Below are 24,866 nucleotides of genomic sequence, written 5' to 3'. Positions count from 1 at the left end.
CGCCTCACTGCAGCGGCGCTGCGGGCGCGGCGTCGAGCAGAATTTCGCGCACGTCCATCAGCGAGTGCTCGCCCATGTCGGTTGCAAAGACGCGCTGCCCCACGCCGACAAACACGCCCTCGTGAGGCTCATGCCATTCGGTGCGGCGCGCGAGCTTCAGCGCGTCGTTAGCCGCGGCAAGTGTGCCGTCGTAACGGGTCGGCACAAAGGCGACGCTCTCGCCGCCGCTCGCAAAAGTCACCTGGGCGGGCATCCACACGGTGTCGCGCAAATCCGCCGGGGCGTCAAAAGCAATGCGGGTCAGCCGGTGAAACGGGACCCAGTAATAATGGCCGTTGACGATCATCTCCACCAGCGGCCCGAGGCGCGCATCCGCATCGGCAATCCATTCGAACGGTTCGCCGTCTAGCGTGCCGCTACTGGCCGGCGCCATCTCGAGCGCCTCCGCGCGAATGTGCGCGGCCTCGGCGAAGGCGCCGTCGGCATCGCGCTTCAGTGCTTCGAGCATCAACGCGATCCACGCTTCCGGTTCGCCGAAGATGACCGGCGTACGCCGTCCCGCGAACACCTCCGCCCGCAATGCCTCGCAGCGCAGCGCCTCGCGGTAGCTTTGCACCATCGCCAGCGCACCGGCATCCAGCTCGCCGCACACGGCAAGCTGCGTATTCGCGCGCTCCCACTGACCAAGCACAGCAAGTAGCTGAAACAGGAATACGCGGCTTTTCGGATCGGCCGGATTGGCGCGCACTTCCTGCGTCAGCGCGGCGAGTGCGTCGTCGAGCCGGCCGTTTCGCAACAGATCCTGAGTCGTCATGGCGTATCTCTGAAATTCTCCGGCACGCGGCGCGAGCGCCGCGGCATGAAGAACAGTGAAGGTCGGTGTGGCCGAACAGCGGCAATCAGTACGACGCCTTGTTCGTGCTCAGGTCCCACTTCTTCGGCGTGCCGGTCTTCACCGTGGCGCCGTCGAACTGGTCGTACTGGAACGAGATCTTCGCGAAGTTCAACGAGAACGATTCGGACGGCCGGTCGCCGCCGCTCGACAACGAATAGGCACTGACGATCGCCTCCTCGAGTTCGATCTTCAGATACACCTGGTCGGTCTTGTCCGCGCCGCCCGTCTGGATGAAGTGAATTTCCGCCTTGCCGAGCGACTTGCCGTAGGTCGCCTGGGCGAACAGGTCAGCCGACGCGATATCGGTCGGCTTCGAAAAGCTCACCTCCGAGAACGACGGATTGCTCGTATCGCGATCGGTCGCGCCGTCGCTGCTCGTGGAGATGGCGCGACCGACGCCCAGTTGCATGGAGTTGACGGCGATCCAGTCGGTATGGCCTTCGACCTTGGAGGTGCCTTTGATCTGCGTTGCGAAGTTCAGGAGAATCATTTTTTTCCTCTTGATAAGTGAGCAACAACCCGATGGACACCGGGCTGCCGAAGCTTGCTGATCCGATTACTTCTTGGCCGACGGCAGCTTCGAGACGAGCCGCAACGACACGGTCAGTCCTTCGAGCTGGTAATGCGGGCGCAGGAAAAACTTCGCGCCGTAATAACCCGGATTGCCTTCGACTTCTTCCACCACGACTTCCGCACCGGCGAGCGGTTTGCGCGCCTTGTCGGCCTCGGTCGCGGTGGCCGGATTGTTTTCCACGTACTGGCCGATCCAGTTGTTCAACCAGATCTGCATGTCGCTGCGTTCCTTGAACGAGCCGATCTTGTCGCGCACGATGCACTTCAGGTAATGCGCGAAGCGGCAGGTCGCGAACAGGTACGGCAGGCGCGCCGCGAGATTCGCATTGGCGGTCGCGTCGGCATCCTCGTATTCGGCGGGACGCTGCAACGATTGCGCGCCGATAAAGGCAGCGAAGTCCGTGTTTTTCTTGTGAATGAGCGGCATGAAACCGTTCTTCGCCAGCTCCGCTTCGCGACGGTCGCTGATCGCGATCTCGGTCGGACAGGTCATGTCGACACCGCCGTCGTCCGACGGAAACGCGTGCACCGGCAAACCTTCAATAGCGCCACCCGACTCGATGCCGCGAATCTGCGAGCACCAGCCATAGGTCTTGAATGAGCGGTTGATGTTGACGGCCATCGCATACGCCGCGTTCGACCATGTGTAGTTCTTCGGATCGCCGCTCGTCTCTTCCTCGAAATCGAATTCCTCGACGGGATTCGTATTCGCGCCGTACGGTGCACGCGACAGAAAACGCGGCATTGTCAGACCGACATAGCGTGCATCCTCGGAATCGCGAAACGAACGCCATGCCGCATGCTCGGGCGTCTGAAAGATCTTGGTCAGATCGCGTGGATTGGCGAGCTCCTGCCACGAGTCCATCAGCATCACCGCCGGATCGGCGGCGCTAATGAACGGCGCGTGAGCCGCGGCCGCGATCTTCGCCATCGAACTTAGCAAGTCCACATCGGGCGCACTGTTGTCGAAGTAATAATCGGCGACGAGAGCGCCGAACGGTTCACCGCCGAACTGACCGTATTCTTCTTCGTAGATCTTCTTGAACACCGGGCTTTGATCCCACGCGGTGCCTTTGTATTTCTTGAGCGTCTTGCCCAGTTCATTCTTCGAAACGTTGAAGACGCGGATCTTCAGCATCTCGTCGGTTTCGGTGTTGTTCACCAGATAATGCAGGCCGCGCCAGGCGCTTTCGAGTGCCTGGAATTCTTCGTTATGCAGGATCTGATGAATCTGCTCGGTGAGCTTCCTGTCGATCTGGGCAATCAATGCGCCGACGGTGGCAAGCACGTCGTTCGACACGAGATGCGTGCCCGCGAGCGCCTGCACGGCGAGTGTCTTGACGGCCTCTTCGACGGCTTCTTTCGCCTTGTCGGTTTTCGGCTTGAATTCCTTCTGCAGCAGGCTCGCGAACTCGCTGAGCTCAACGGTCTCGCCGCCTGGCGACGCTTGTGATTCGGTACTGGTCTCGGCCATGTGAAACTCCGTCGGTAGCGATTGAGGTTATTCCTGCGGCTTCGGTGCCGAGGTGAGCGCCTGCATCAGCGCCGGCTGCTCGAGCAGTTGCGCGATCAGCGTTTCCGCGCCGGTCTTGCCGTCCATGTAGGTCAGAAGGTTCGCGAGTTGCGAGCGCGCTTCGAGCAACTGGTTGAGCGAACCGACCTTGCGGGCGATCGCCGCCGGCGAAAAATCGTCCATGCTCTCGAAGGTCATATCGACCGAGAGATTGCCTTCGCCCGTGAGCGTGTTCGGCACCTGGATCGCCACACGCGGCTTGGTTGCCTTCATGCGCTCGTCGAAGTTGTCGACGTCGATCTCGAGAAACTTGCGATCGGCAACCGGCGCGAGCGGGTCCGCCGGTTTGCCGGACAGATCGGCGAGCACGCCCATGACAAACGGGATCTGCACTTTCTTCTGCGATCCGTAGACCTCGACGTCATACTCGATCTGGACGCGCGGCGCCCGGTTTCGAGCGATGAATTTCTGACTGCTTTCCTTGGCCACGATGACTCTCCGCTTACGAAGGGGTTGCTGGGATTACTCCGACTGAATGCCGCCCACCTGGCGGACGGATGCCATGCTTTCCGGCGCGAGCTCGGCGACGATTTCGAGGAAGCTCATCGTCACGAGGCGCCGCGCGCGCAGCAGCATCAGCGGCACGGGGCTCGACGGTTCGTGGCGCTCGTAGTACGCGCAGAGTTTGTCGAGCAGGCGCGTGACGTCGTCGCGGCCGGTGATTTCGTCTTTGCGCGCCGTAGCGTCCGCGCCGGATTGAGCGGCGTCGCTGTCTGCGTGGTTCGGGTCGGCTGCGTCGCCCGCATCGGCCGTCTCAGCCGCTTCTGCCGGCGCACGGCGCTGCAACCGCTGGGCCGTGAAATCGCGGGCGCGTTTGAGCAGCCGGGCGAGTTCGGTGAGGTCGATGGCGCGTGCGGCGCCGACCCGCGCGGTGAGCTGCGACTCGATATGTTCGATGCGTGTGCAGGATTCCTCGAGCACGGCCGCCGATTGCTGCAGCACGCTGAGATCGACGTTCAGGAAGATCCCTTCGATCAGCGTCATGGTCGGCGCTTCCTCGCCTTCCGGAGCTGCCATTTCGCCGTTGGCGATTTCGATGTCGCGCAGGCTGACGCGTCCCGCGACACCGGCATCGATAAGAGGCGCAGCCTTCAGCGTGCGCAGAACGGTGGTGGGGTCGATCAGGGCAGCGAGCGCGTTGACGCGCATCGTCGGATCGTTGCCGTCGTCCGGATCGAGTTGCGGATGCACGTGCTCCCAGTTCGCGTCGAGCAAACGGTCCAGCACGACGAGACCCTGTGTGAACCCGGCGACGCCCTCGGTTTCGAGCAGCGCGCGGGTCAGATGGATGGCGATGCGCAGATCGCGCGTGCGGGTGAAGAGTGCGAGGCAGGCCTTGCGGATTGCCTTCCAGTCAGGCGGTTCGCCCGCAATGACGGTCGCGCCGAATTGGGCCTCTTCCTTGCCCTTGGCGAGTTCTTCGAGCTCGAGAAAAGCCGCGTCGTATTCCAGGTCGCTGCCGCATGGCGCGTCCACGGATAACTCGGTCAGGATTGCATCGGCATCGAACACGTTCACCCCTTTTTCTGATTGCGGGGTGAATTATTGAGATGATGCGTTTCCCAAACGTTTCCGTGGTGCTTCACGGCCACGCACGCTCGGCTACAGGTTTGCCAGGCGTTCGATCGTCTTCTGCGTCGAGGTCTCGAGACTTTGCAACAGTGTCAAATCCGCCTGAACCCGCTGCAATGCCTTTTCCTGAAACGCGCGCAGCTCCAGTTCCTGCGTTGCGAGCCCATGACCGAAGCGCTCTATCGACTCGATGGCCTGCTGCGATACGTCTACCCGCTCCAATGCGTCTCCCCTTCTTTCTTTGTATCCGTAGAGCTGATACAGGCTGATCGCATTGCCGAGGAAAGGGACGAACGCAAGCGGCTTCGTCACCAGCTCCGTGCCCGTGGGAATTCTCGGGGTTAGCGATAGGGGACTACTCCGGTAGACCTCTTCAAGGTTCTGCTGCTCGATTTCCTTAACCTTGCGGGCCGCCTCGATATCCTCTCGATTCACGCCCAACTGCTGCTTGAGTTGGTCCGCCGCGTCACTGAGTTCACGGTATTGCTCGACGCTGTTTTCGTGCTTTCGCACCAACTGCGTTCTTCCCATTTTTGCGTTCTCGACGTAGGCGGTCAATGTCCTGAATTCACCCGCATTGCCTCTCATCCACGTCGCGAATGGAACGCCGGTCGCGCGGTGAAACATCCCCTTGCCGCCGTCACTTTCTCCATATATATCAGCCATGCTCGTTCTCCTAAGTTAGCCATGCGTTAACGATTTCCATGCGCTGCTTGCGGTGGCGAAAAAGTAGCCACCGAACACTTACCGCTTGCTCACATCCGGCACATCCACCCCTGCCGTGCGCGCAACGTTGTACCAGCGGATCGACTCCGCGTAATCGCGTGGCACGTCGCCCGAACCGTTTCCGTAGATGTCGCCCAATTGCTTCGCCGCCTGACCGCTGCCGCCACGCGCCGCGCGTTTGTAGAGCCGCACCGCGTCGTTGAGCTTGCCCTCGCCTTGCAGCTTTGCCGCCTGCGCAAGCAGATCGGCGGACGAGACTTTTGGCTCGGCAGCGGGTGTTGTGTCGGCTGGTTTGGCGGCGAGCGTGGACGCGGTTGTGGCAGGCGCCGTTGTCTGGGTGTTCGCCCCGTTCGCCGCATTTGCCTGCGACGATGCAGTTGATCCCGGCGACGTGGCGGCATGCGCCGCCGTCGCGCTGCTGACTGCCGCTGCAGCTTGAGCTGCGGTAGTACGCGGTGTCTGTGCCTGTGTTTGCGTCGCGGCAACGGCCGTTGATGCCGCCGCCGGCGCAGCATTCGACCTGGCAGGCTTGCTTGTGCTCACCACCGCTTCCGAAGCACGGTTCTTCGCAAGCGCCTCGCGCGTGCGGCGTTCAGCGTCCGCCGCGGATGCAGCCTTCAGACGTGCGGCTTCACGCTGCGCCGTGTTCGCGCTGCTTGCACTGTTCGTGTTCGTGACTGTATTCGCGGCGCCTGAGGCACTCGCATTGCCCGTCTCACCCACAGGCGCTGTTATCGCAACCCGTGCCTCGGCGCCGGATGCGGCACCTTGAGATATGGATGCAGAAGCGGGCTTGCCAGCCACAAGCGATGACCCATTTGCATCGAGCGGCGGCGCCACACTTGCAGCCGGCCCACCGCCGCCCGACGGTACCGGCGTACTCTGCCTGAGCATGAAGTACCCACCGCCGCCCACGGCCAGCACCGCCACCGATGCGACCGCGATCAACGCCGTCCTGGCCGGCTTCTTCCCGACCGGCGCAACCCGCATCGATCCATCGCCCAGGGCCGCCGGCATGCCAGGCAGATCGGGCCGGTCAAGCGCGAGCCGCGTGCCCCCTTCCGCTACACCCTCGCCGCGCACACCGGGGCGCGAAGCCGCCGAATCGTCGCCATGCAGCTTCGCCAGCTTGCGGCGTGCGAGATCGGCATAGGTCCCGTTCGGAAACTTCGCGATATACAGCTCGAATTCGTCCGGATCGCTGCTGTCCTTGATCGTCTTCCAGAACTCGATCTCGACGGCACTCGAATCGTTCGCGCCGCGCGTACCGCGTGCCGCGCCGGTTTCGCCCGGCGGTCGTGCGCGCGCCGCGGCCACCGCGAGCATAGTCGCCTCGTCTTCGTCGATCGCCTGACCGGCAAGTGCACGCTGCAAGTCTTCCTTGAAGGCTCGTGCGTACGGGTAACGTTCCTCGGGATTCTTCGCGAGCGCTCGGAACACGATCGCGTCGAATACGGGATCGAGTGCCGGATTCTGCACCGACGGCGGCACCGGGTCGTCCTGAATGATCTGACGCTGCACGGCCCAGTGACCATCGCCGACAAATGGGCGTTTCATGGTCAGTAACTGATACAGCACGATGCCGACCGCGAAGATGTCCGAGCGCGTGCCGACCGGATTGCCCATCGCCTGCTCGGGCGACATATAGCTAGGCGTGCCGACCATCGTACCGGCCTGGGTGCCGTCGCTGCCGGTATCCGACAAACGCGCGACGCCGAAGTCGGTCAGCTTCACCCGCATCTGCGCGTCGAGCATTACGTTCGCCGGCTTCACGTCGCGATGCACGATGCCTTGCTCGTGCGCGTAGCCAAGCGCGTCGAGCAATTCACCGGTCATGCGCACCACGTCTTTCACCGCGAATTGCGTGCCCTTGTCGAAGTACGCCTTGAGCTCCTCGCCGCGAATCAGCTCCATCACGATATAGGCGACGTTGCTCTCTTCGCCGAAATCGAATACGCCGACAATATGCGGATGATTCAGGCGGGCGACGGCCTGCGCCTCGCGCTCGAAACGCACCTGATATTCGGCCGCCATTTCCGGATCGGAAAGCTGGCTCTTCAGAATGGTCTTGATCGCGACAGGCCGGTTCAGTTTCGGGTCGACGCCTTCGTAGACGACGCCCATCGCGCCGCGTCCAAGCACGCGCCGGATCTGGTATCTGCCGAGTTGTTGTAGCTCTTCCATCGCTGCGGCCGCTCAAGGCGGCGTGCCTCCCATGAAAACATGCGGAAGATCGATCGACTCGCCGGACTCGCGCGCCCGGCGCTGCCAGTACACGGCACACGCATAGTCGCGCGCGACGTCGCCCTCGCCGCCATACAGGTTGCCAAGACGTTTTTGCGCGGGGCCATAGCCCGCAACGGCGGCGACGCCGTACCAGCCAAGTGCTTCTTCGAGCCGGCCGGCTGCGTCGTACAACTGCGCGCAGTGATAGGCCGCGAGCCGGTCCAGCGCGGCGCTGGGTTGCCCGGCGCAGCGTGGATCGTCCATGCGCGCGAGCGGCAGGTGGTGGGACGTCTCGGGCGTTTTTTTCTGCACGTGCGCGGGTGGACCTACCGGGTAGCCGAGCGGGCACGCCACTTGTGGCTCCGCGGCGAGAACGGAGACAACGGAGACAACGGAGACAGTCGCCGCGGCCGCGACCGCGGCAGCCATCCTCCACGCAGTTGCGGTGAGTAATGCTGTGATCGCCCGCTCCAGGAACGGTGTTGCAAACGACCTTGCAATCAAGCGTGCGAACGGTCTCACGGGTTAGCTCCCGGACAGGTCTCGGCAGCACGCAAGCGCACGCTCTCGTCGCGCGGTTCGGCGACAGCATGATCGGCGAGCCGGCACGGGGCGGGCTGGCGCACCTCGAGGTCGCCCTCATGCGGATAGGTCTGAACCTGCTCGAGGTCGCCGGCGAATCCGTACTTCACCTTCAACGTGAATTCGTCCTCCTGATGCATCTGATTCACCATCGCCGACTGAATCCCCGCCTGCACGGAGGAAATTGCGCTGACCAGCACGTTGTTGCCGATGCAGGGCCCCATGTTGACGCGCGCGCAGTTGACCTTGGTGCCGATCGCGAAGCGGGTTTGCTGACCGTCCGGCAGCAGGAAAAACGCGTCGTAGCCGGACACGAGCGACAGCTTGCCGACGTTGTTCAGAACGAATTCGCCCGGCAGCGCCGCGCCGATGTTCTGGTTTTCCTTCGCCGTGAGCGTGATGCTGTTCGCGCTCACCGACGCGCCGCTCGCGGTGCTGACAGGGCCGCCCGCGACAACCGTCAGCGCGTCGCCGATCACCGTGCCGCCAAACGTCGTGGCGCCGCCGCTGGTGGTCGACAATGCACCCGCCGTGCCGGAGACAGTGAGCGCGCCACCCGCCGTCACGTTCATCGTGCCCGGCGTCGAGAGCGCCAGGGCAAGATCCCGCGCGCTCGTGAGCGAGCCACCTGCGGCGCGGGCCGTAACCAGGGCGCCGAACGTGTTGGCCAGATCGAGGACCAGATTGCCGTTCGGCGTGCTGAGCGTGGTCGTGCCGCTCACCTGCAGCACGCCGGTCTGCGCGATGTCGCCACCCGCGCTCGCGTTCAGCGACGCGAGGCTGGATGCGCCGAAGTTCAGCGCGCCCGCGCTGTTCACGCTGGCCGCACCGCCGCTCAATTGCAGCACGCTGCCGAATTGATTGGACTGGTTGAGCGTGATCGCGGCGCCGCCGGTCGTCGCGATCGAGGTCGTACCGGTGATCGTCGCGGCAGCCGACTGCGTGACGGCGCCATCCGATTGCAATGTCAGATTCGCGAGCGTCGTGGTGCCGAGCTGGATGCCGCCCGTGTCGGCGCTGAGCGCGAGCGAGCCGCCGCCGGTGAAGGTGCTGGCGCCGGTGAAATGATTGAAGGCGTTGGTGGCGTTGAGCGTCGAGCCGTTGCCAATGCTGAAGGTAGCGCCGCGCACATTGAGCGCACCCGACAAGGTATTGAGACCGCCGCTCGCGACCAGCGTGCTCCCGCCCAGCAGACTGAGGTTGTTGCCGAGCGTGGCGCCGGCGAGCGCGAGCGTGCTGCCGCCGTTCACCGTCGCGAGACCGCTGCCGAGCGAACCGCCGGCGCCCACGGCAAGCGTGCCTTGCGCGATCGACGTGCCGCCGGTATAGCTGCTGGCGCCGTTCAACGTGACAAGGCCCGCGCCCTGCTTGGTTAGCGACTGCCCCGTGCCGTCGTCGCGAATCACGTTATTGACGGTGAGCGTTGCGCTCGACGCCGCCGACACCGTGCTGCCGCCACCGCTCAGCATGATGGTCCCGTTCGCGACACCATTACCGGTTGTCGTTTCCAGGGTGCCGCCCGCCAGCGTGACAGCATTGGCCAGCGTGTTCTGCAGATCGAGCGATGCGCCACTGCCGACTGTGATCGCGCCGGTCTGCGCGCCTGCCGTGCCGCTGTTCTTTAGTGCGAGCGTGCCGGCTGTCACGGCCGTGCCGCCGGTATAGGTCTGAGCCGTATCGAAGCTCAGCGTACCCGTGTTCTGCTTGCTTACCGCGCCGCCGCCACTGATCGCACCGTTGAAGGTGCTGTCCGATGCCTGGTCAAAGACGAGCCGTGTGCCGCCGGCGAGCGCAATGTTGCCGTTCAGGCTGGCCGTATTGCCTTGCAGCGTGCCGCCCGTCACGCTAGTACCGCCCGTGAAGCTGCTGATGCCGTTCAGCGCCACGAGGCCCGCCCCGTTGACGACCACTGCCCCCGCCGATGTGCCGTTGCCAAGCGCGCCGTTGATCGTGAGCGTGGCATTGTTGCCGGCCGCGAAGCCGTTGCTGCCGTTCAGCGTCACCGCACCGTTCACGATGCCGCTACCCGTGGTCGTCTCCAGTGTGCCGCCGTTCAGCGTCACTGCGTTCGCCACCGTATTCTGCACGTCCAGCGCCGCGCCGCCGCCCACCGTGATCGCGCCGGTCGAAGCGCCGGCTGTGCCGTTTCCTGTCAGCGCCAACGTGCCGTTCGTCACGCTGGTGCCGCCGGTATAGGTTTGATCCGTACCGAGCGTCAGCGTGCCGCCGTTCTGTTTCGTGACCGCGCCGGCGCCGCTGATCGTGCCGTTGAAGTTGCCGTTCGATGCCTGGTCGAACACCAGACCCGTACCGCCGGCGAGCGCGATATTGCCTTGCAGGCTGGCCGTATTGCCCTGCAGTGCGCCGCCCGTCACGGTCGTGCCGCCGCCATAGCTCTGCGTGCCGTTGAGCGTTAGCGTGCCGCTACTCTGTTTCGCGACCACGCCGGCGCCGCTGATCGAACCATTGAAAGTGCCGTTCGCCGCCTGCTCGAACACCAGCGTCGTGGCGCTCGCGAGACCGATGGCGCCGTGCAGACTGCCGGCGTCGCCTTGCAGCGTGCCGCCCGTCACCGCTGTGCCGCCGCTATAGGTGTTGAGCCCGGTCAACACCACGGTTCCCGGTCCGCTGACAGTCAGTGATCCTTGCGATACACCGTCGCCGATGACGCCGTTCACCGTCAGCCTGGCGCCGTTTCCGGTGGCGAACGCGTTGCCGCCGTTCAGCGTGACGAGGCCGTTCACGATGCCGGTGCCGCTTGTGGTTTCAAGCGTACCGCCGCCGTTCAGCGTCAATGCGTTGGCAAGCGTGCTCTGCAGATCCAGCGCGGCGCCGTTGTTCACCGTGATCGCGCCTGTCGAAGCGCCGGCTGTGCCGCTGCCGGTCAGGGCCAATGTGCCGCCGTTGATTGTCGTACCGCCGCTGAAGGTGTTGACGCCGGTCAGCGTCACCGTGCCCGCGCCGTTCACGGCGAGCGCGCCCGCCGGCGTGCCGTCGGTAATGACACCACTGACAGTCAGCGCCGCGTGATTGCCCGTCGAAAAGATGTTGCTGCCGTTCAACGTCACCTGGCCGTTCACGATGCCCGCGCCGGTCGTTGTCTCCAGTGTCCCGCCGTTTAACGTCACCGCATTGGCGAGCGTGTTCTGCACATCCAGCGCCGCGCCGCTGCCAACTGTGATCAAGCCCGACTGGGTTCCCGCCGTTCCGTTTCCGCTTAGAGCCAGGGTGCCGCCGCTGATGGTCGTGCCACCGCCATAGCCTTGCGCCGTATCGAATGTCAGCGTGCCAATGTTCTGCTTCGTCACCGTGCCGGTTCCGCTGATCGTGCCGTTGAACGTGCCGCTCGATGCCTGATCGAAAACCAGCGCGGCGTTGTTCGTGATGCTGCCTTGCAGGCTCTGCGTATTGCCTCGCAGCGTGCCGCCGCTCACCAGCGTGCCGCCGGTATATGTGTTGACGCCGGTCAGCACCACCGTCCCCGTGCCGCTCACGGTCAGCGCGCCGGCTGGCGTACCGTCAACAACAGCACCGCTAACCGTCAACGTCGCGTTATTGCCGGTCGAAAATGCGTTGCTGCCGGCCAGCGTCACCTGTCCGTTCACAATGCCCGTGCCGGTCGTTGTCTCCAGTGTCCCGCCATTCAACGTCACCGCATTGGCAAGCGTGTTCTGCACATCCAGCGCCGCGCCGCTGCCGACCGTGACCAAGCCTGACTGAGTTCCGGCTGCTCCGTTACCGGTTAACGCCAGGGTGCCACCCGTGACGCTGGTGCCGCCACCATAACTTTGCGCCGAGTCGAACGTCAGCGTGCCGGTGTTCTGCTTCGTCACCGTGCCGGTTCCGCTGATCGTTCCATTGAACGTGCCATTCGAGGCCTGATCGAAAACCAGCGAAGCATTGTTCGTGATACTGCCCTGCAGGCTCTGTACATTGCCTTGCAGCGTGCCACCGCTCACCAGCGTGCCGCCGGTGTACGTATTGACGCCGCTCAGCACCACCGTTCCCGGACCGCTGACAGTGAGCGCATTCGGCGACGCGCCGCCGCTGATCACCCCGTTTACCGTGAGCAACGCGCCGGAGCCCGCTGCAAGAGTTCCGTTGCTGTTCAACGCAACAGGTCCGCTCACGATACCGGTGCCAGTCGTCGTCTCGAGTGTCCCGCCGCTCAACGTTACTGCATTGGCAAGCGTGTTCTGCACGTCGAGCGCGGCACCGCTGTTCACCACAATCGCTGATGTGCCTGCTGTTCCGCCGCCGGTCAGCGCCAACGTGCCCCCGTTGATCGTCGTGCCGCCACTGAAGGTATTGATGCCGGTCAGCACCACCGTGCCCGCCCCGTTCACGGTCAATGCATTCGGCGACGCGCCGCCGACCGTCCCACTTACCCTTAGCGTCGCGCCGGCGCCGGTTGCAAAAATGCCGCTGGTATTCAGCAGCACCGGTCCGCTCACGATTCCGGCGCCGGTTGTGGTTTCGAGCGTAGCGCCGCCGTTTAATGTCACCGCATTGGCAAGCGTGTTCTGCACATCCAGCGCCGCGCCGCTGCCGACGCTGATCGTAGAAGTGCCGGCTGTTCCGCTGCCGGTCAAGGCTAACGTGCCACCCGCGACGCTGGTGCCGCCGCCATAATTTTGTTGGGTGTCGAACGTCAGCGTGCCGGTGTTCTGTTTCGTGACTGCGCCAGTCCCATTGATCGTGCCGTTGAATGTGCCGGTCGATGCCTGGTCGAAAACCAGCGAGGCGTTGTTCACAATGGTTCCCAACAAACTCTGCGTATTACCTTGCAGCGTGCCACCGCTCACCAGGGTGCCGCCGGTGTAGGTATTGAGGCCACTCAGCACCACCGTGCCCGGACCGCTAACAGTGAGCGCATTCGGCGATGCGCCGCCGCTAATCACCCCGCTTACCGTTAGCAAGGCCCCGGAACCAGTGGCAAAAATGCCGTTGCTGGTCAGCGCAACCGGTCCACTCACCGTACCGGTGCCAGACGTCGTCTCCAGTGTCCCGCCGCTCAGCGTCACTGCGTCGGTAAGCGTGTTCTGCACATCCAGCGCCGCGCCGCTGCCGACGCTGATCGTTGACGTGCCGGCTGTTCCGTTGCCTGTCAGGGCCAGCGTGCCGCCCGTGACGTTCGTGCCGCCGCCGTAATTTTGTTGAGTATTGAACGTCAACGCACCGCTGTTCTGTTTGGTGACTGCGCCGGTCCCGCTGATCGTGCCACCGAACGTTCCTGTCGACGTCTGATCGAAAACCAGCAACGCGTTGTTCGTAATACCGCCGTGCAAACTCTGCGTATTACCCTGCAGCGTGCCGCTGCTCACCAGCGTGTCGCCGGTATATGAGTTCATGCCGGTCAGGACTACCGTGCCCGTACCGCTCGTGGTGAGCGCACCGGCCGACGCACCGTCGACAACGGCACCGCCAACAGTCAGCGTAGCGTTACTGCCGGTTGAAAACGTATTGCCGCCGTTCAGCGTCACCTGACCGTTCACGATGCCCGTGCCGGTCGTTGTCTCCAGTGTCCCGCCGTTTAACGTCACTACATTGGTAAGCGTGTTCTGCACATCCAGTGCCGCACCGCTGCCGACGCTGATCGCCGCCGTACCCGCTGTTCCACTGCCAACCAGGGCCAACGTGCCGCCACTGATTGTCGTTCCGCCACTGAACGTGTTGACGCCGCCTAGCACCACCGTGCCCGGACCGTTGACCGTCAGCGCACCGGCCGACGTGCCATCGCTGACGGCATTGCCGACCGTCAGCGTGGCATTGGTGCCGGTCGAAAACGTATTGCCGCCATTCAGCGTCACCTGACCGTTTACGACACCGTTACCCGTGCTCGTCGCCAGCGTGCCACCGTTCAACGTCACCGCGTTGGCGAGCGTGTTCTGCACGTCCAGCGTCGCGCCGCTGCCGACGCTGATCGCTGAAGCGCCGGCCGTGCCGCTGCCTGACATGGCCAAGGTGCCGCCGCTGACATTCGTGCCGCCGCTGTACCCATTAACCTGGCTCAGGTCGAGCGTTCCGCCGGTCAACGTCAATCCGCCAGTACCAACGATCGAACTGCCGCTTGCCTGGGTTATCGTCCCATTCGCGTCCGTCAACCCAAGCGTGATCGCTCCCGTGCCCGCACTCAGGTTGCCAAGCGACATGCCGCCTGCGCCGGCCAGCATCGAGATGTTGCCGCCGCCAGTCGTGAGCGAAAAACCATTCATCTGAATGGCGTTGCCGGCCTCGAGCGATATCGATCCCTGCGAAGCCGGCGTAGTCGTCGCATTCAGTGCCAGATTCGAGAGGAAGATGATGGAGTTGGTGGCCTGAAGCACGAGGTTGGTCGTCGACGAAAGTCCTGCCAGAGTCGACGTCAACACATACGAATCACTCGCGCCCGCGGTGAATGTGCCGGTTCCCGACGCCAGGGTCCCGCAGGTGCCGGGGTCTGCCGCGACGATGCACAGATCGTACGGATCGAGCAGCAAAGTGCCACGTTGGCCATGCGGCGCGCTCAGATCAACCGAGCCGTCCACGACAAACGCCCCCTTGCTCGAAATCTCCGCGTTGCCGCCATTGCCGCCGTTGGCGCCGCCGCGCGACACAATCGCACCTGAAAATTGCGTGCGGTCATTGGACCAGACGACAACCTGTCCGCCATTACCCTGGCCGGTTGCGCTCGCGTCCAGCACGGCTCCTTTTGCAATTGTCGTGGTCGACGCATTCTGCAATGGCCCATCGCCGTGCGCGGCGCCGCCTACCAGGATGGTGCCGCCGCCGAGAGCGCCGGACGTGTCGAGCTTCGCCGTCCCGGCAAGCGCCAACTGAGCGCCGCTCACCGTAATGTCGCCGCCGCGGCCACTCGTCCCCGTGCCGCTTGCGTCGAGTGTGCCGCTGATCGATACGATGCCTTGCGCGCCGCCATTCAGTTGAATGTCTTCACCGTTCGAGCTGATCGACCGCGCACGAATCACACCGCTGCTGTTGATAACGGTATCGAGCGCACTGTCGCGCGTCTGCGCGCTCAGCATCACCGGGCCGCCGGAGAAAATGGTGCCGCTGTGGGTAATGCTGGCCTTCAGCGCACTGGCGTCGACACTCACCGACAACGGGCTTTCGGCATCCAGCGTCATGCTGACCCGATCTCCCGCCGCCAGTGCAACGCCGCCCGCCGCGCTCACGTTACCCGCGTTGACGATCTGCGGCGCGATGAAAACCACTGCACCGTCGCGCGCGTTCACCGAACCCTGATTGACGATGCTGCCCGCCGAGCCACCGTTCTGAAACGTATAGCGCCCGGCGAGAAAATCGCTGTCCGAGATACCGAGCGTCGACGCCACGAAACTGCCGGTGTTCACCGATGCCCCCGGCGCAAACAGCACGCCCGCCGGGTTGACGAGAAAGACCTTACCGGTCGCCGTGAGACTGCCGAAGATCGACGACGGCGAGCCGCCCACGACCCGATTAAGCGCAACGGAACTCGCATTCGGCTGAACGAATGTAACGCTGTTACCGTGACCGATCGAGAAGCTCTGCCAGTTGATGATCGCGCTGCTACTCCCCTGGTTGACCACCAGTTGCTGGCCGCTGGGCTGCGTCACCGTCACATTGCCCGATACCACCTTGGCGCCGGCGGGAAGGGTCTGCGCGAAACCAGTCGCGCTTGTCAGCAGCAGCGCAGACTCCAGTACGAGCGCGCACAGGTATGGCGGCCACGAAACGGCGCGCGTGCCGCAACGGCTCTCGTTAAAGGAACAATCGGAACGACCGGAATCATGCACCGATCCGTTTTTCCGCAGCATCCCGTCTCCCCAGCGCACGGACCTCAGGCCCGTATCAAAAGAACTGCACCCATTGCACCCAGACCCGCGGCGTGTTGTCGTGCGTGTCGGAGGTCGGCTTCCTGCCGCCATGCCACGCAATGCTGGTGCGGAACAGGTACTTGTTCGGCGCGCCGAAATTCATGCCGACGCCGTAGCTCAGCAGGCGCACGCTATTGGACTGGCCGGGATCGGGCGCCGGCGCGTCGCCCGGTTTGGCGTTGGACAGGATGTAGCCGAAATCGAAGAAGCTCGTCAGTACAAAACCGCCGGCGCCGATATGCAAGCCCGGCACCGTGTAGCGCAATTCGAGCGTGCTGGCGAAGCCGTCGTCGCCGATTGCCTCGCCTTCGGGATAACCGCGCACGCGGTTCGCGCCGCCCAGCGAGAACTTCTCCGCCGCGGTCAGATTCTTCGAGGCGGCCTGGCCCGATGCGGAGAAGAACAGGGCGAGATTCGGCGCGAGTTGCTGCAGACGCTGATAGTCGCCGTAGAACTTCGTGAAGAAGCCGTTGGTGTGATAGCCATTTACGCTGGCGTCGTCGCTTTTCTCGGTGTCGCTGCCAAAGCCGAGTGTGCCGAACATCACGCCGGCGGTGTACACGTTGACATAGCCTGTGCCGCGCGAATCGCCGTTCACCTGAGCCTTCAGCCCAATGATATTTTTCTGCTGCGTGGGCGCGCCGCTCTGCTTGTCGTTCAATTGTTCGTAGGTCAACCCCACCTGAGCGAACAGATTCGAATCCTTGCTGCGCTCGATCGGATGGAGTACGAACAGATTGACGACGTCGGCGGTACCGTGCGCGTTCAGGTCGGCGAACTCCTTGCCGAGCGAATAGTTGAGCCGTCCGTAATCGACGCCCACGCGGGTCCCGAGGTGCCCCACCGGCACGAGATAGCTCACGTCGCCGAAGTCGCTCAGGTTCTGGTTGGTGATGAAGCCTTGCACCGTCAGCAGATCGCCGATCCCGAGCGGACTCACGAGACTGGTCTTAAGCCCCAGGCGATAGGCGCCCGCATAGCGATTGCCGTAGTTGTCCACATCGACTTCGCCGGTGATCCGCTTGGGCTTTTCGGGCAGCACCTCGACTTCGAGATCGGCGGTGCCGACCTGTGCGCCGCGATTGAGGGTGGAGCGAATTACTGCACCGGGCAGATCGCGAATCAGCAGCAGCGGTGTTTCGACGGATTTCTCCGTAATGATGTCGCCTTCCTTCAGCCGCGCGCGCAGCATGCCCAGCACCTGGTCTTCGGTCACGCGCGCTTCGGGCGGATAAGGATGCTTGACCGTGATCCTGCCGAGGCGCCCTTCGAGAATGCCGATTGTCACGACGCCATCCGAAATATTCTGCTTCGGCAGGAATGCGACTGCAAGGAAGTAGCCCCGCTGGCGATAGAAAGCCTTCACCTTGTCGACGATTTCGTTCAGACCGTCCAGGTCGATTTCGTGAAACGCATACGGCGCAAGCAAGGCGGTCAGCTCCTCGCTCGATATCACGGTGTTGCCGGTAAAGCGAAAACCCTGCGGCGTGAAGCGCAGATCCGGCGCTTCGACTTTCGGCGCCGGCGGCGCCTCGGGCGGCTTGACGACCACGTTCGGGTCGGCTGGCGGCACCTGCGGAGCTGGCTTGATGGCTTCGAGCAATTGCCCTGAAGTCGGCGGAGTCGGCGGAGTCTGTGGGAATGCTGGCCATGCGGCGCACAGGCCTGCCGTCAGCAAGGCTGTGCGATGCAACACGTCAAAGCGCGTCGGCGTCCTGCACGGAAAAAATGGCATTGGATGAAAACCCGGACGGTCCTTTTATGTTTCTTTCGCGTGCGATGCGCCACGCCCCCTGGCTTGCAATTCGCCAAACCCTGCATAACCTGCTGCAAAGTTCAGCGAGTTGCCGCCATGATGGGAAGACCGCGTTTCCGAAACGTTTCCGTCCTTGATCGAAGCGCTTTTCGCGTCTTTAATGTCTGCGCTCGTGAGCGCGGCGCGAGCTTCCTTGCGAAGCTCGTTTCACGGCTGCTGGATCGATTTCGGCACGCCTTCCAGCGCGAGCCGCGCACCGGCGACGCGCTGATGCGCCCATTGCCGCCGTTCGCGCGAGAGCGATTGATAGGCCGCCTCACGCAGCATCGGATGGCGAAACGCATAGCAACCCGCGCCCGTTGCAACGATGAGCCGCGCCTGCAAAAGCGTGGTGAGCACCGGCTCGATTTCGCCGACACTGCGTCCCGCCGCGTCAGCCAGCAACGCCGCGGAAAAATCCCTGCCGCTGGCGGCGGCCAGTTGTGCCAGCGGTTTGGCGGCGCCGACCGAATCGATGCGCCCCATCAGCAATTCATGCAGGCACGGCGGCACGGTGTTGGCCGGTACGCGTTCGGCGTCGGCCGCCGCGCGCGCGAGCGCCACCAGATAGAGCGGCACACCGTCGGCACGCCTCGCGATTTGCGCCTCCGTGTCGGGCTCGAGCGCCGCGCCCTGTGTGAGTGTCGTGATCAACTCCAGGCTCGATTCGGGCGACAGCGGTTTGAGCTGGATGCGGGCTATCGCAGTCGTAGACAGCCACGGCGCGGCAAAATCGTCGCGCCCGACGAGGATCGGCAAGCGCCGGTGCAGCGGTGTCTCGACGAGGCGCGACACGAGTTGCAAGGTGCCCGGGTCCGCCCATTGCAGATCGTCGAGACAGATGAGGCCGCCATCCGGTACGGTTTCTTCGAGCATCCCGAGCAGGTGATTCACAATCGCTTCGGCCTGGCGCGAAGCGCATTCAAGCCGGTTCGACTGATCGCTGAACGCATCGCCCAAGGCCGCGAATGCTGCTTGAGCACGCGCAGTGTTCGGCACCGTAGCGTCGCGGAGCCAGCGTCGAAATGGATGAAAAAACGTCGTCGCCAATTCGGGGCGACAGCGCAGTTCGATCGCCGGTATGCCTCGGCTCTTCACAAATTGCCTCACTAGCGACGATTTTCCTGTCCCCGCGTCACCCGTCATGAGCAGCGCGCGCATCGATAGCTGCGCGCACTGACGCAATGCATGATTCAGTTGCGTCAGTTGCGCATCGCGACCGATCAGCGTGCCGCGCTCCTGCGCCGGCAGCGCGGCATCCAGCGGCATCGCCAGCAGCGCTTCCACTCTTTCGCCGGTGGAGGCATCGCTGACGAACACCTGGCGCACGGCGCGAAAATCGCAATCCGGTAGCAACTCGGCCGTTGCATCGCTCATGAGAACTTCGCCGGCGCGCGCGCTATTGGCAAGCAAGCCGACGATGCGCGTCAGCCGGCAACCGAGATCCGGCTGATTCTCGTGGGCGGCGCTAAGCGTGAGCCCCGTATGAATGCCGAATGCGATATCGACGCCACCGCGATCGGGTGTACCGGCCGCGCCGTCTGCCCGCATCGAATCGCGGCATTCGAGCGCGGCAGTCACGGCCCGGCGGACAGTGCCTTCATGCGTGACCGGAAAGCCGAAGTACGCGAACATGCCGCCGCCTGGCGCATGCACGATATAACCGCCCGCTGCCTGCAGAATCGCTTCGCAGCGCTTGCGCGGGGCCACGAGCGCGGCGGCCCAGCTATCCGGATCGTCGCAGCGCGGCACGGTGAGCTGGCAATAGACGACCGTGATCTGCCGACGCTCCGCCGCCTCGGCGAACATCGGCGCAACCGAACGCGTCGGTGTCGCGACGAGTGCAAGCGTGTCGCGATGCGGGGGGACGTCGAGCGCGGCCCGGCAGTGTTCGAGTTCGGCTTGCGCCTCGGTGCGGCGACCGGCACGCATCAGCAGGCCGATCAGCAACTGCCATGCGGATTCGTCCCAAGGCTCCTCGACCGTCAGGCGGCGCGCATGGGCGGCCGCGCGGGTGAACTCGCCCTGCTGCGCAAATCCTTCGGTAAGGAATCGCCGCAAGCGCGAGATGGCGCAACGATAAGCGACGCGACGCGCGTCCATCCAGCGTTCGAATTCACCAGCGTCGTCGATCTGGATATCTGCGAGGAATTCCCCTCTGTAGAGCGCAGCGGTTTCCGACAACGCTTCGAGCTGGGCCGGCGCTGCGTCCGCGGCGGCCTCCACGAGCCGGTCGTCGGGTGGCAACTCGCCGATCGCTACGGACAACGCATGAACGTCGACCCATGGCAACGCGTCCGGCCTCAGGCACAGCAGATCACGATGGATCTCGAAGCATTCTTCGCCAAGCGCCGCTTTCACGTCGAACAGAATGCGTTTCAGCTTGCGACGCCCGCTCCCCGGTTCTTCGCCAGGCCATAGCAATTCGGCCAGCCAGTCGCGCGAATGCGCGGCGCCCGGTTGCGACACGAGCCACGCGAGCAGCGCGCGCGACTTGTGATACTTCAGCGGGAGTACGGTATCGCCGCGCTCGATACGCATCGGTCCAAGCAACGCAATGCGGTTTGCATGCGGCACGGCAAGTTCGTCGCTGTCCGCGCGATAACGCTGAAGTAGCGGCAACACGGCCGCCGGTCCTGCTGGATTTGATTCGATCACGAGCATGTCGTGTCCGCCCCCGCCGTGCGACGCCTCTCAGGTACGCAGCCCGGACTGGATGCCTGCTCCAGTTAATTGTGGATAAACTCGCCCTGGGTCGGTCCCCGGGGTTAGTGGTCTTTGCTGTTCAGTACTGGCAGGAGGATCGAATCCTGGCTGGAAAGGTCCATGTTTTTATCCCCATGTTTTTATCCCCCCAGTCAGTAGGATTTCTGGTGCCTCTTGCTGCCCCCGGCCCCCAATTGCCCGGTCTCGGCAGGGACTTTTAACAAATAATATTCATCGTACTAATACAAAGTCGGCGCTTGATTTGTATGCCGCGCCGACCTATGCGACGCTCACTGCAGCCGGCCCTGCCGCCTCCAGAAAGGCTGAGCCGGTTTTCGCGCCACCAGTCCAAACGATCAGCCCGGCTCCGCTCACCGGCTCGTGCCGGCGCGCATGCTGCCGCCCAGCACGCCCAGATCGCGCGCCGCCTTGGCTGCTTCGCTGATATGACGAACCCGTAGTTTCTCGACGATCTCCGGATAGATCCTTCGGTGTACCTGGTTTGCAGATAGCTTCAGCACCTGCGCGATGGGTGCGGCTGCCATACCGCGGCTCAACATCTGCAGGACTTCGATATCGCGTGCGGACAGCTTGTATTCGTCGGTAGCCGCGCGCGCACGCGCTTCGGCGCGCCACTCCACCAGTTCGGCCGCCAGCACCCGCAGCGTGTGACGCCGCCTCAGCATCAGATCCTGGCTTCTCGCGTCGCCCATGCCCGCCACCAGCAGGTACGCGACGAAAGTCTCGCCCGCCGTGCGGGCAGGCGATATCATGCCGGCGGCAAAACCCGCCTCGGCAAATGCGTCGAACGCCTGACGCTGCCCGGCGCTGCGGATTTCGATCTGATCGCTCCGGCACGGCTTGCTATTCGAGCGCGCGTACTCCAGAAACAGGTCGTTCATGTACCACCGCCGCTGCACAAACTTTTGCAGCAGCGAGAAGCAGCCTTCCGAAAGGAAGTGACACCAGCTGATACCCTGCTCGCGATCGGACAACTGGTACGACGCGAAGATGTACTTCACCGGCGCTTGCCCGCGCCGGTCGAGCACGGACGATACGAGATGCGCCAGCCTGGGTTCGCTGCGCGTCGCGCGAATCGAATCAAGGTCGCTTAAGCCCATTTGCAAGGCCTTGCCGCTCGCTTCGGCGCGTTCGCGCAGCAACCGGTCATGCCGCTCGAAAGCGCGCTGATAGGCGACCCGCAGCACATCGCGATGAGGATCGCTGGCAACGGCCTCCGTCAAGTCATCCGCGCCGCGAAGCCGCGTCGCAATGGTGATGCACATGCCGTCGGGTTGCACGAGTTGCCGTTCGATCAGTTGTCCATCGGGGCTCGCCATCAACGATAGCCGCAGCCGCTCTTTCGCCGCCCAGGCGGTCTCAACGAACTCCAGGTCCACGGTACAAGATCCCCTTTCGCCGTGCCAGAAGACGCGGGTAGTCCAGCGTTGCCTGAAAATCATGTGCCCGCAGCCGTGGGAGAGATGCGGGGGCGCCGCCTTGCTGCAGGCAGCACATGGACGCGCGATATTCTTATTGCCATCTCAGGTCACCCGTACGTTCGTTTTTCCTCGGACGTTGAACGATGCGGTCTGTCGTGACGTTAGTGCAAAGCGCTGCAATAGAACATACCTGGAAATGAGTATGTCCATACCGCTTCTGAGGCCCGTTCGACATCCGGTCCGCGAATCTTACGAATATTGCAAACATCGCGCATCGGACTAAAGTCCCATGCCGACGATAAAAATCTGTGGGAGACTCCCGCTGCGAACCGGTCGTGACTCAACGCCAAAGGCTCTCGAACAATGAACCGTCAAACGGCGCCGATCGCCGTGCCACCTTCCCCGTATGCCGATCAGATTTTTGCGGCGCAGATGGCGGCGCTGCGCCGCAACTTTCCTGTGGCGCTCGCGGGCTCGTTGCTCACGGTCGGCCTGATCGTCGTTGTATTACACGGTAATTTTTCGCTGCGCGAACTGCTTGCCTGGTTCGCCGCGAATGCGTTAGTCACGCTCACGCGTGCGGTGCTGCTGGCGCGTTATGACCGCGCGAGCCGGCAGATGATGTCACTGCGGCGCTGGGAACGTTCGATACGCTGGTGTACCGCGCTCGCCGGCGCGCTCTGGGGTCTGCCGTATGCGTACTGGCTGTTTCATGCGCCTTTCGAACAGCAGATGTTCCTGATCATCGGTCTGCTCACGCTCGGCACCGGCGCCATTTACGCGTATTGCATTCATCTGCCGCTGCTGTATGCGTTCGAAGTGCCCTATTTCGTGCCGTCGTTCGTCGCGCTTTGCTTGCTGCCGGGCACGATCGCCCATGCGCTTGGACTCGCGGGTGTGTTGTATCTGGCCGTCACGCTCGCCTTTGCGCATCGCATGTACCGGACGCAACTCGACTCGCTGCGCATCCGCTTCGAGAACACCGATTTGCTGCAACGTCTGGCGGTCGAGAAAGAAGCGGCTGAACGCAGCAATCTGGCCAAGTCGCAATTTCTCGCCTCGGCGAGTCACGATCTGCGTCAGCCGGTCCACGCGCTGAGCCTGTATGTCGGAGTCCTGCGCGAACAGCAACTGAATGCCAAGAGCCGCCAACTGGTCGATCACATCGGCCGGGCAACCGCGGCGATGGGTAGTCTGTTCGACGGCTTGTTGAACATCTCGCGTCTCGATGCCGGCGTCATCAAACCGCGACGCCGCCATTTCCCGATCGACTCGCTGCTCGATCAGATTCAACGCGAATATGCACCGCAGGCAGCGGCACGCCGGCTTATCCTGCGTTTGCATTGCTGCGGCGCGCCTGCGGTCTATTCCGATCCTGTGCTGCTCGACCGCGTTCTGCGCAATCTGGTCGACAACGCGATCCGGCACACACGGCAAGGCGGCGTGCTGATCGCGTGCCGTCACCGCGGCACGACGTTGCGGGTGGAAGTGTGGGATACCGGCGTCGGCATTGCGCCTGAAGAGCACGAGAGCATCTTTCTCGAGTTCCGCCAGTTGAGCAACCCGGAACGTGACCGCAACAAAGGACTGGGGCTCGGCCTTGCTATCGTGCGCCGCACCGCCGACCTGCTCGGCCATCCGCTCGAATTGCGTTCCCGGCCCGGACGCGGCAGTGTGTTCGCGATCACGTTGCCGGTCGGCGAGACAGCGGCAGCCGCACCGCTGCCGCTTACCGCCGATGCGGAAATCGGCGCCGGTGACGACAAGCAACGTCTTCAGGGGCAACTGATCTTTGTCGTCGAAGACGACGCGGACAATCTGCAGGGTCTACGACTGCTGCTCGAAACCTGGGGCTATCGGGTGATGGTCGGCGGCAGTGGCGATGAGATCCTGCAGGCGACGGCCGACGCCGCCGGGAAGCCGGCGCTGATCGTATGCGACTTCCGGCTGCGCGATCATGAGACCGGCATCGAGGTTATTGACCGACTGCATGAAGAGTATGCAGACGACACGATCCCGGCGATGCTGATTAGCGGCGACACCGATCCGTCGCGGTTGATCGAAGCGTCCGCGCGCGCGTGGCCGCTGCTGCACAAGCCGGTCGACTCGGTTCATCTGCGTCATGTGATTACGGAGTTGCTCGCACCCGCCGCACGCGAACGGAACGGCAACACCGTCTAGCGCGTCAGGTCGGCTTGCCGAATAGCCCGGCACGGCGCGCGATAAGTACCGCTTGCGTGCGATTGATTACGCCGAGCCCGGCCAGGATCGCCGTCATATGCGCCTTGACGGTTTTCTCGCTAGTGCCCAGACGCGTGGAGATTTCGCTATTGCGCAAGCCGTCGCAGACGAGCCGCAACACCTCGATCTGCCGTGGCGTCAATGCGCTTAGCAAGGCTGCGTCGTCGGATTGCGGGAGGCGGCGGCCGTTCGTTTCGATGGCCGCGTAGGTGTCCGGCACGATCTGTTTGCCTTCGATCACACCGTTGAGCGCTTCCAGCAATGTCTTGCTCGAAGCCGATTTGTGAATGAAGCCCTGGGCGCCGGCTGACAAAGCGGCGTGCACGTCATCAGGGTCTTCCGACGCGGACAGCACGAGTATGTGAATGCCCGGACGCGCTTGCCGAAGACGCCGTAGCAAGACGCTGCCCCCTACGTCCGGCAAGTAGTAGTCCATCATCACAACGCTGATCCCGCTGTGCGCTTCGAGTTCGGCAATGGCCTCGCTGCCATTGGAGACAGCGTGCACGGTGAAATCGGGCGCGGCTTGAGTGAGCGCGAGGACGAGCCCTTCGCGAAACATTGCGTGATCGTCGATCAACAGAACTGCTCGCATCGGATCCTCGGTCTCCGTGGATGGGCCAGGCGGCGCTCAGGTAGTAGTCAGGCGGTAGTCGGGCAGTAGTCTGGCAGGAAGCGGGAC

General features: G+C 63.5%; 14 protein-coding genes. 1 reads left to right on the top strand and 13 read right to left on the bottom strand.

Going from position 1 to position 24,866, the window contains the following annotated elements; all coding sequences use genetic code 11:
• Positions 1-4 precede the first annotated feature (4 nt).
• The 12 genes from HWX91_RS31035 to HWX91_RS30980 all read right to left on the bottom strand — a co-directional run bounded on the left by HWX91_RS31035 (position 5) and on the right by HWX91_RS30980 (position 21,901).
• Positions 5-814: a type VI secretion system accessory protein TagJ gene (locus tag HWX91_RS31035; RefSeq protein ID WP_028200215.1), complete on the bottom strand. Its 810-nt coding sequence runs from the start codon at positions 812-814 to the stop codon at positions 5-7.
• 85 nt (positions 815-899) lie between these two features.
• Entirely contained in the window at positions 900-1,385 is a 486-nt protein-coding gene (locus HWX91_RS31030) for an Hcp family type VI secretion system effector (protein ID WP_028200214.1), read from the bottom strand.
• 66 nt (positions 1,386-1,451) lie between these two features.
• On the bottom strand, positions 1,452-2,942 hold the full coding sequence (gene tssC / locus HWX91_RS31025) for a type VI secretion system contractile sheath large subunit (protein WP_028200213.1): 1,491 nt from the start codon (positions 2,940-2,942) through the stop codon (positions 1,452-1,454).
• Positions 2,943-2,969: 27 nt separating this feature from the next.
• Entirely contained in the window at positions 2,970-3,473 is a 504-nt protein-coding gene (tssB, locus tag HWX91_RS31020; protein WP_200898847.1) for a type VI secretion system contractile sheath small subunit, read from the bottom strand.
• Positions 3,474-3,503: 30 nt separating this feature from the next.
• Positions 3,504-4,559 (bottom strand): type VI secretion system protein TssA, encoded by a 1,056-nt coding sequence (tssA, locus tag HWX91_RS31015; RefSeq protein ID WP_042277200.1) that lies wholly within the window; start codon positions 4,557-4,559, stop codon positions 3,504-3,506.
• 84 nt (positions 4,560-4,643) lie between these two features.
• Positions 4,644-5,279, bottom strand: a complete 636-nt coding sequence (locus HWX91_RS31010) for a hypothetical protein (protein ID WP_028200210.1) — start codon at positions 5,277-5,279, stop codon at positions 4,644-4,646.
• A 78-nt stretch (positions 5,280-5,357) separates the two neighbouring features.
• Positions 5,358-7,523 (bottom strand): serine/threonine-protein kinase, encoded by a 2,166-nt coding sequence (locus tag HWX91_RS31005; protein WP_052660836.1) that lies wholly within the window; start codon positions 7,521-7,523, stop codon positions 5,358-5,360.
• Between the two features lie 12 nt (positions 7,524-7,535).
• Positions 7,536-7,994, bottom strand: a complete 459-nt coding sequence (locus tag HWX91_RS31000; protein ID WP_028200209.1) for an SEL1-like repeat protein — start codon at positions 7,992-7,994, stop codon at positions 7,536-7,538.
• An 89-nt stretch (positions 7,995-8,083) separates the two neighbouring features.
• Positions 8,084-15,940 carry an autotransporter-associated beta strand repeat-containing protein gene (locus HWX91_RS30995; protein WP_028200208.1) on the bottom strand — a complete coding sequence of 2,619 codons (7,857 nt, stop codon included), beginning with the start codon at positions 15,938-15,940 and terminating at the stop codon, positions 8,084-8,086.
• 34 nt (positions 15,941-15,974) lie between these two features.
• Positions 15,975-17,696 carry a ShlB/FhaC/HecB family hemolysin secretion/activation protein gene (locus HWX91_RS30990; protein ID WP_162181315.1) on the bottom strand — a complete coding sequence of 574 codons (1,722 nt, stop codon included), beginning with the start codon at positions 17,694-17,696 and terminating at the stop codon, positions 15,975-15,977.
• Between the two features lie 267 nt (positions 17,697-17,963).
• On the bottom strand, positions 17,964-20,420 hold the full coding sequence (locus tag HWX91_RS30985; RefSeq protein WP_162181314.1) for an ATP-binding protein: 2,457 nt from the start codon (positions 20,418-20,420) through the stop codon (positions 17,964-17,966).
• Between the two features lie 452 nt (positions 20,421-20,872).
• The gene (locus HWX91_RS30980) at positions 20,873-21,901 is read right to left on the bottom strand and encodes a helix-turn-helix transcriptional regulator (RefSeq protein WP_028200205.1); all 1,029 of its coding nucleotides are present in this window, start codon (positions 21,899-21,901) and stop codon (positions 20,873-20,875) included.
• A 405-nt stretch (positions 21,902-22,306) separates the two neighbouring features.
• Between HWX91_RS30980 and HWX91_RS30975 the strand changes: the two genes are divergently transcribed.
• Positions 22,307-24,124, top strand: coding sequence for an ATP-binding response regulator (locus tag HWX91_RS30975; RefSeq protein ID WP_042277196.1), 1,818 nt, complete (start codon positions 22,307-22,309; stop codon positions 24,122-24,124).
• 4 nt (positions 24,125-24,128) lie between these two features.
• Here the strand turns inward: HWX91_RS30975 and HWX91_RS30970 are convergent, their stop codons facing one another.
• Positions 24,129-24,779: a response regulator gene (locus HWX91_RS30970; protein WP_028200204.1), complete on the bottom strand. Its 651-nt coding sequence runs from the start codon at positions 24,777-24,779 to the stop codon at positions 24,129-24,131.
• Between the last annotated feature and the right edge of the window lie 87 nt (positions 24,780-24,866).

This window comes from Paraburkholderia fungorum, from assembly GCF_902833645.1.
Taxonomy (GTDB): Bacteria; Pseudomonadota; Gammaproteobacteria; order Burkholderiales; family Burkholderiaceae; genus Paraburkholderia; species Paraburkholderia fungorum.
This window is presented reverse-complemented; position numbering and strand designations above follow the sequence as displayed.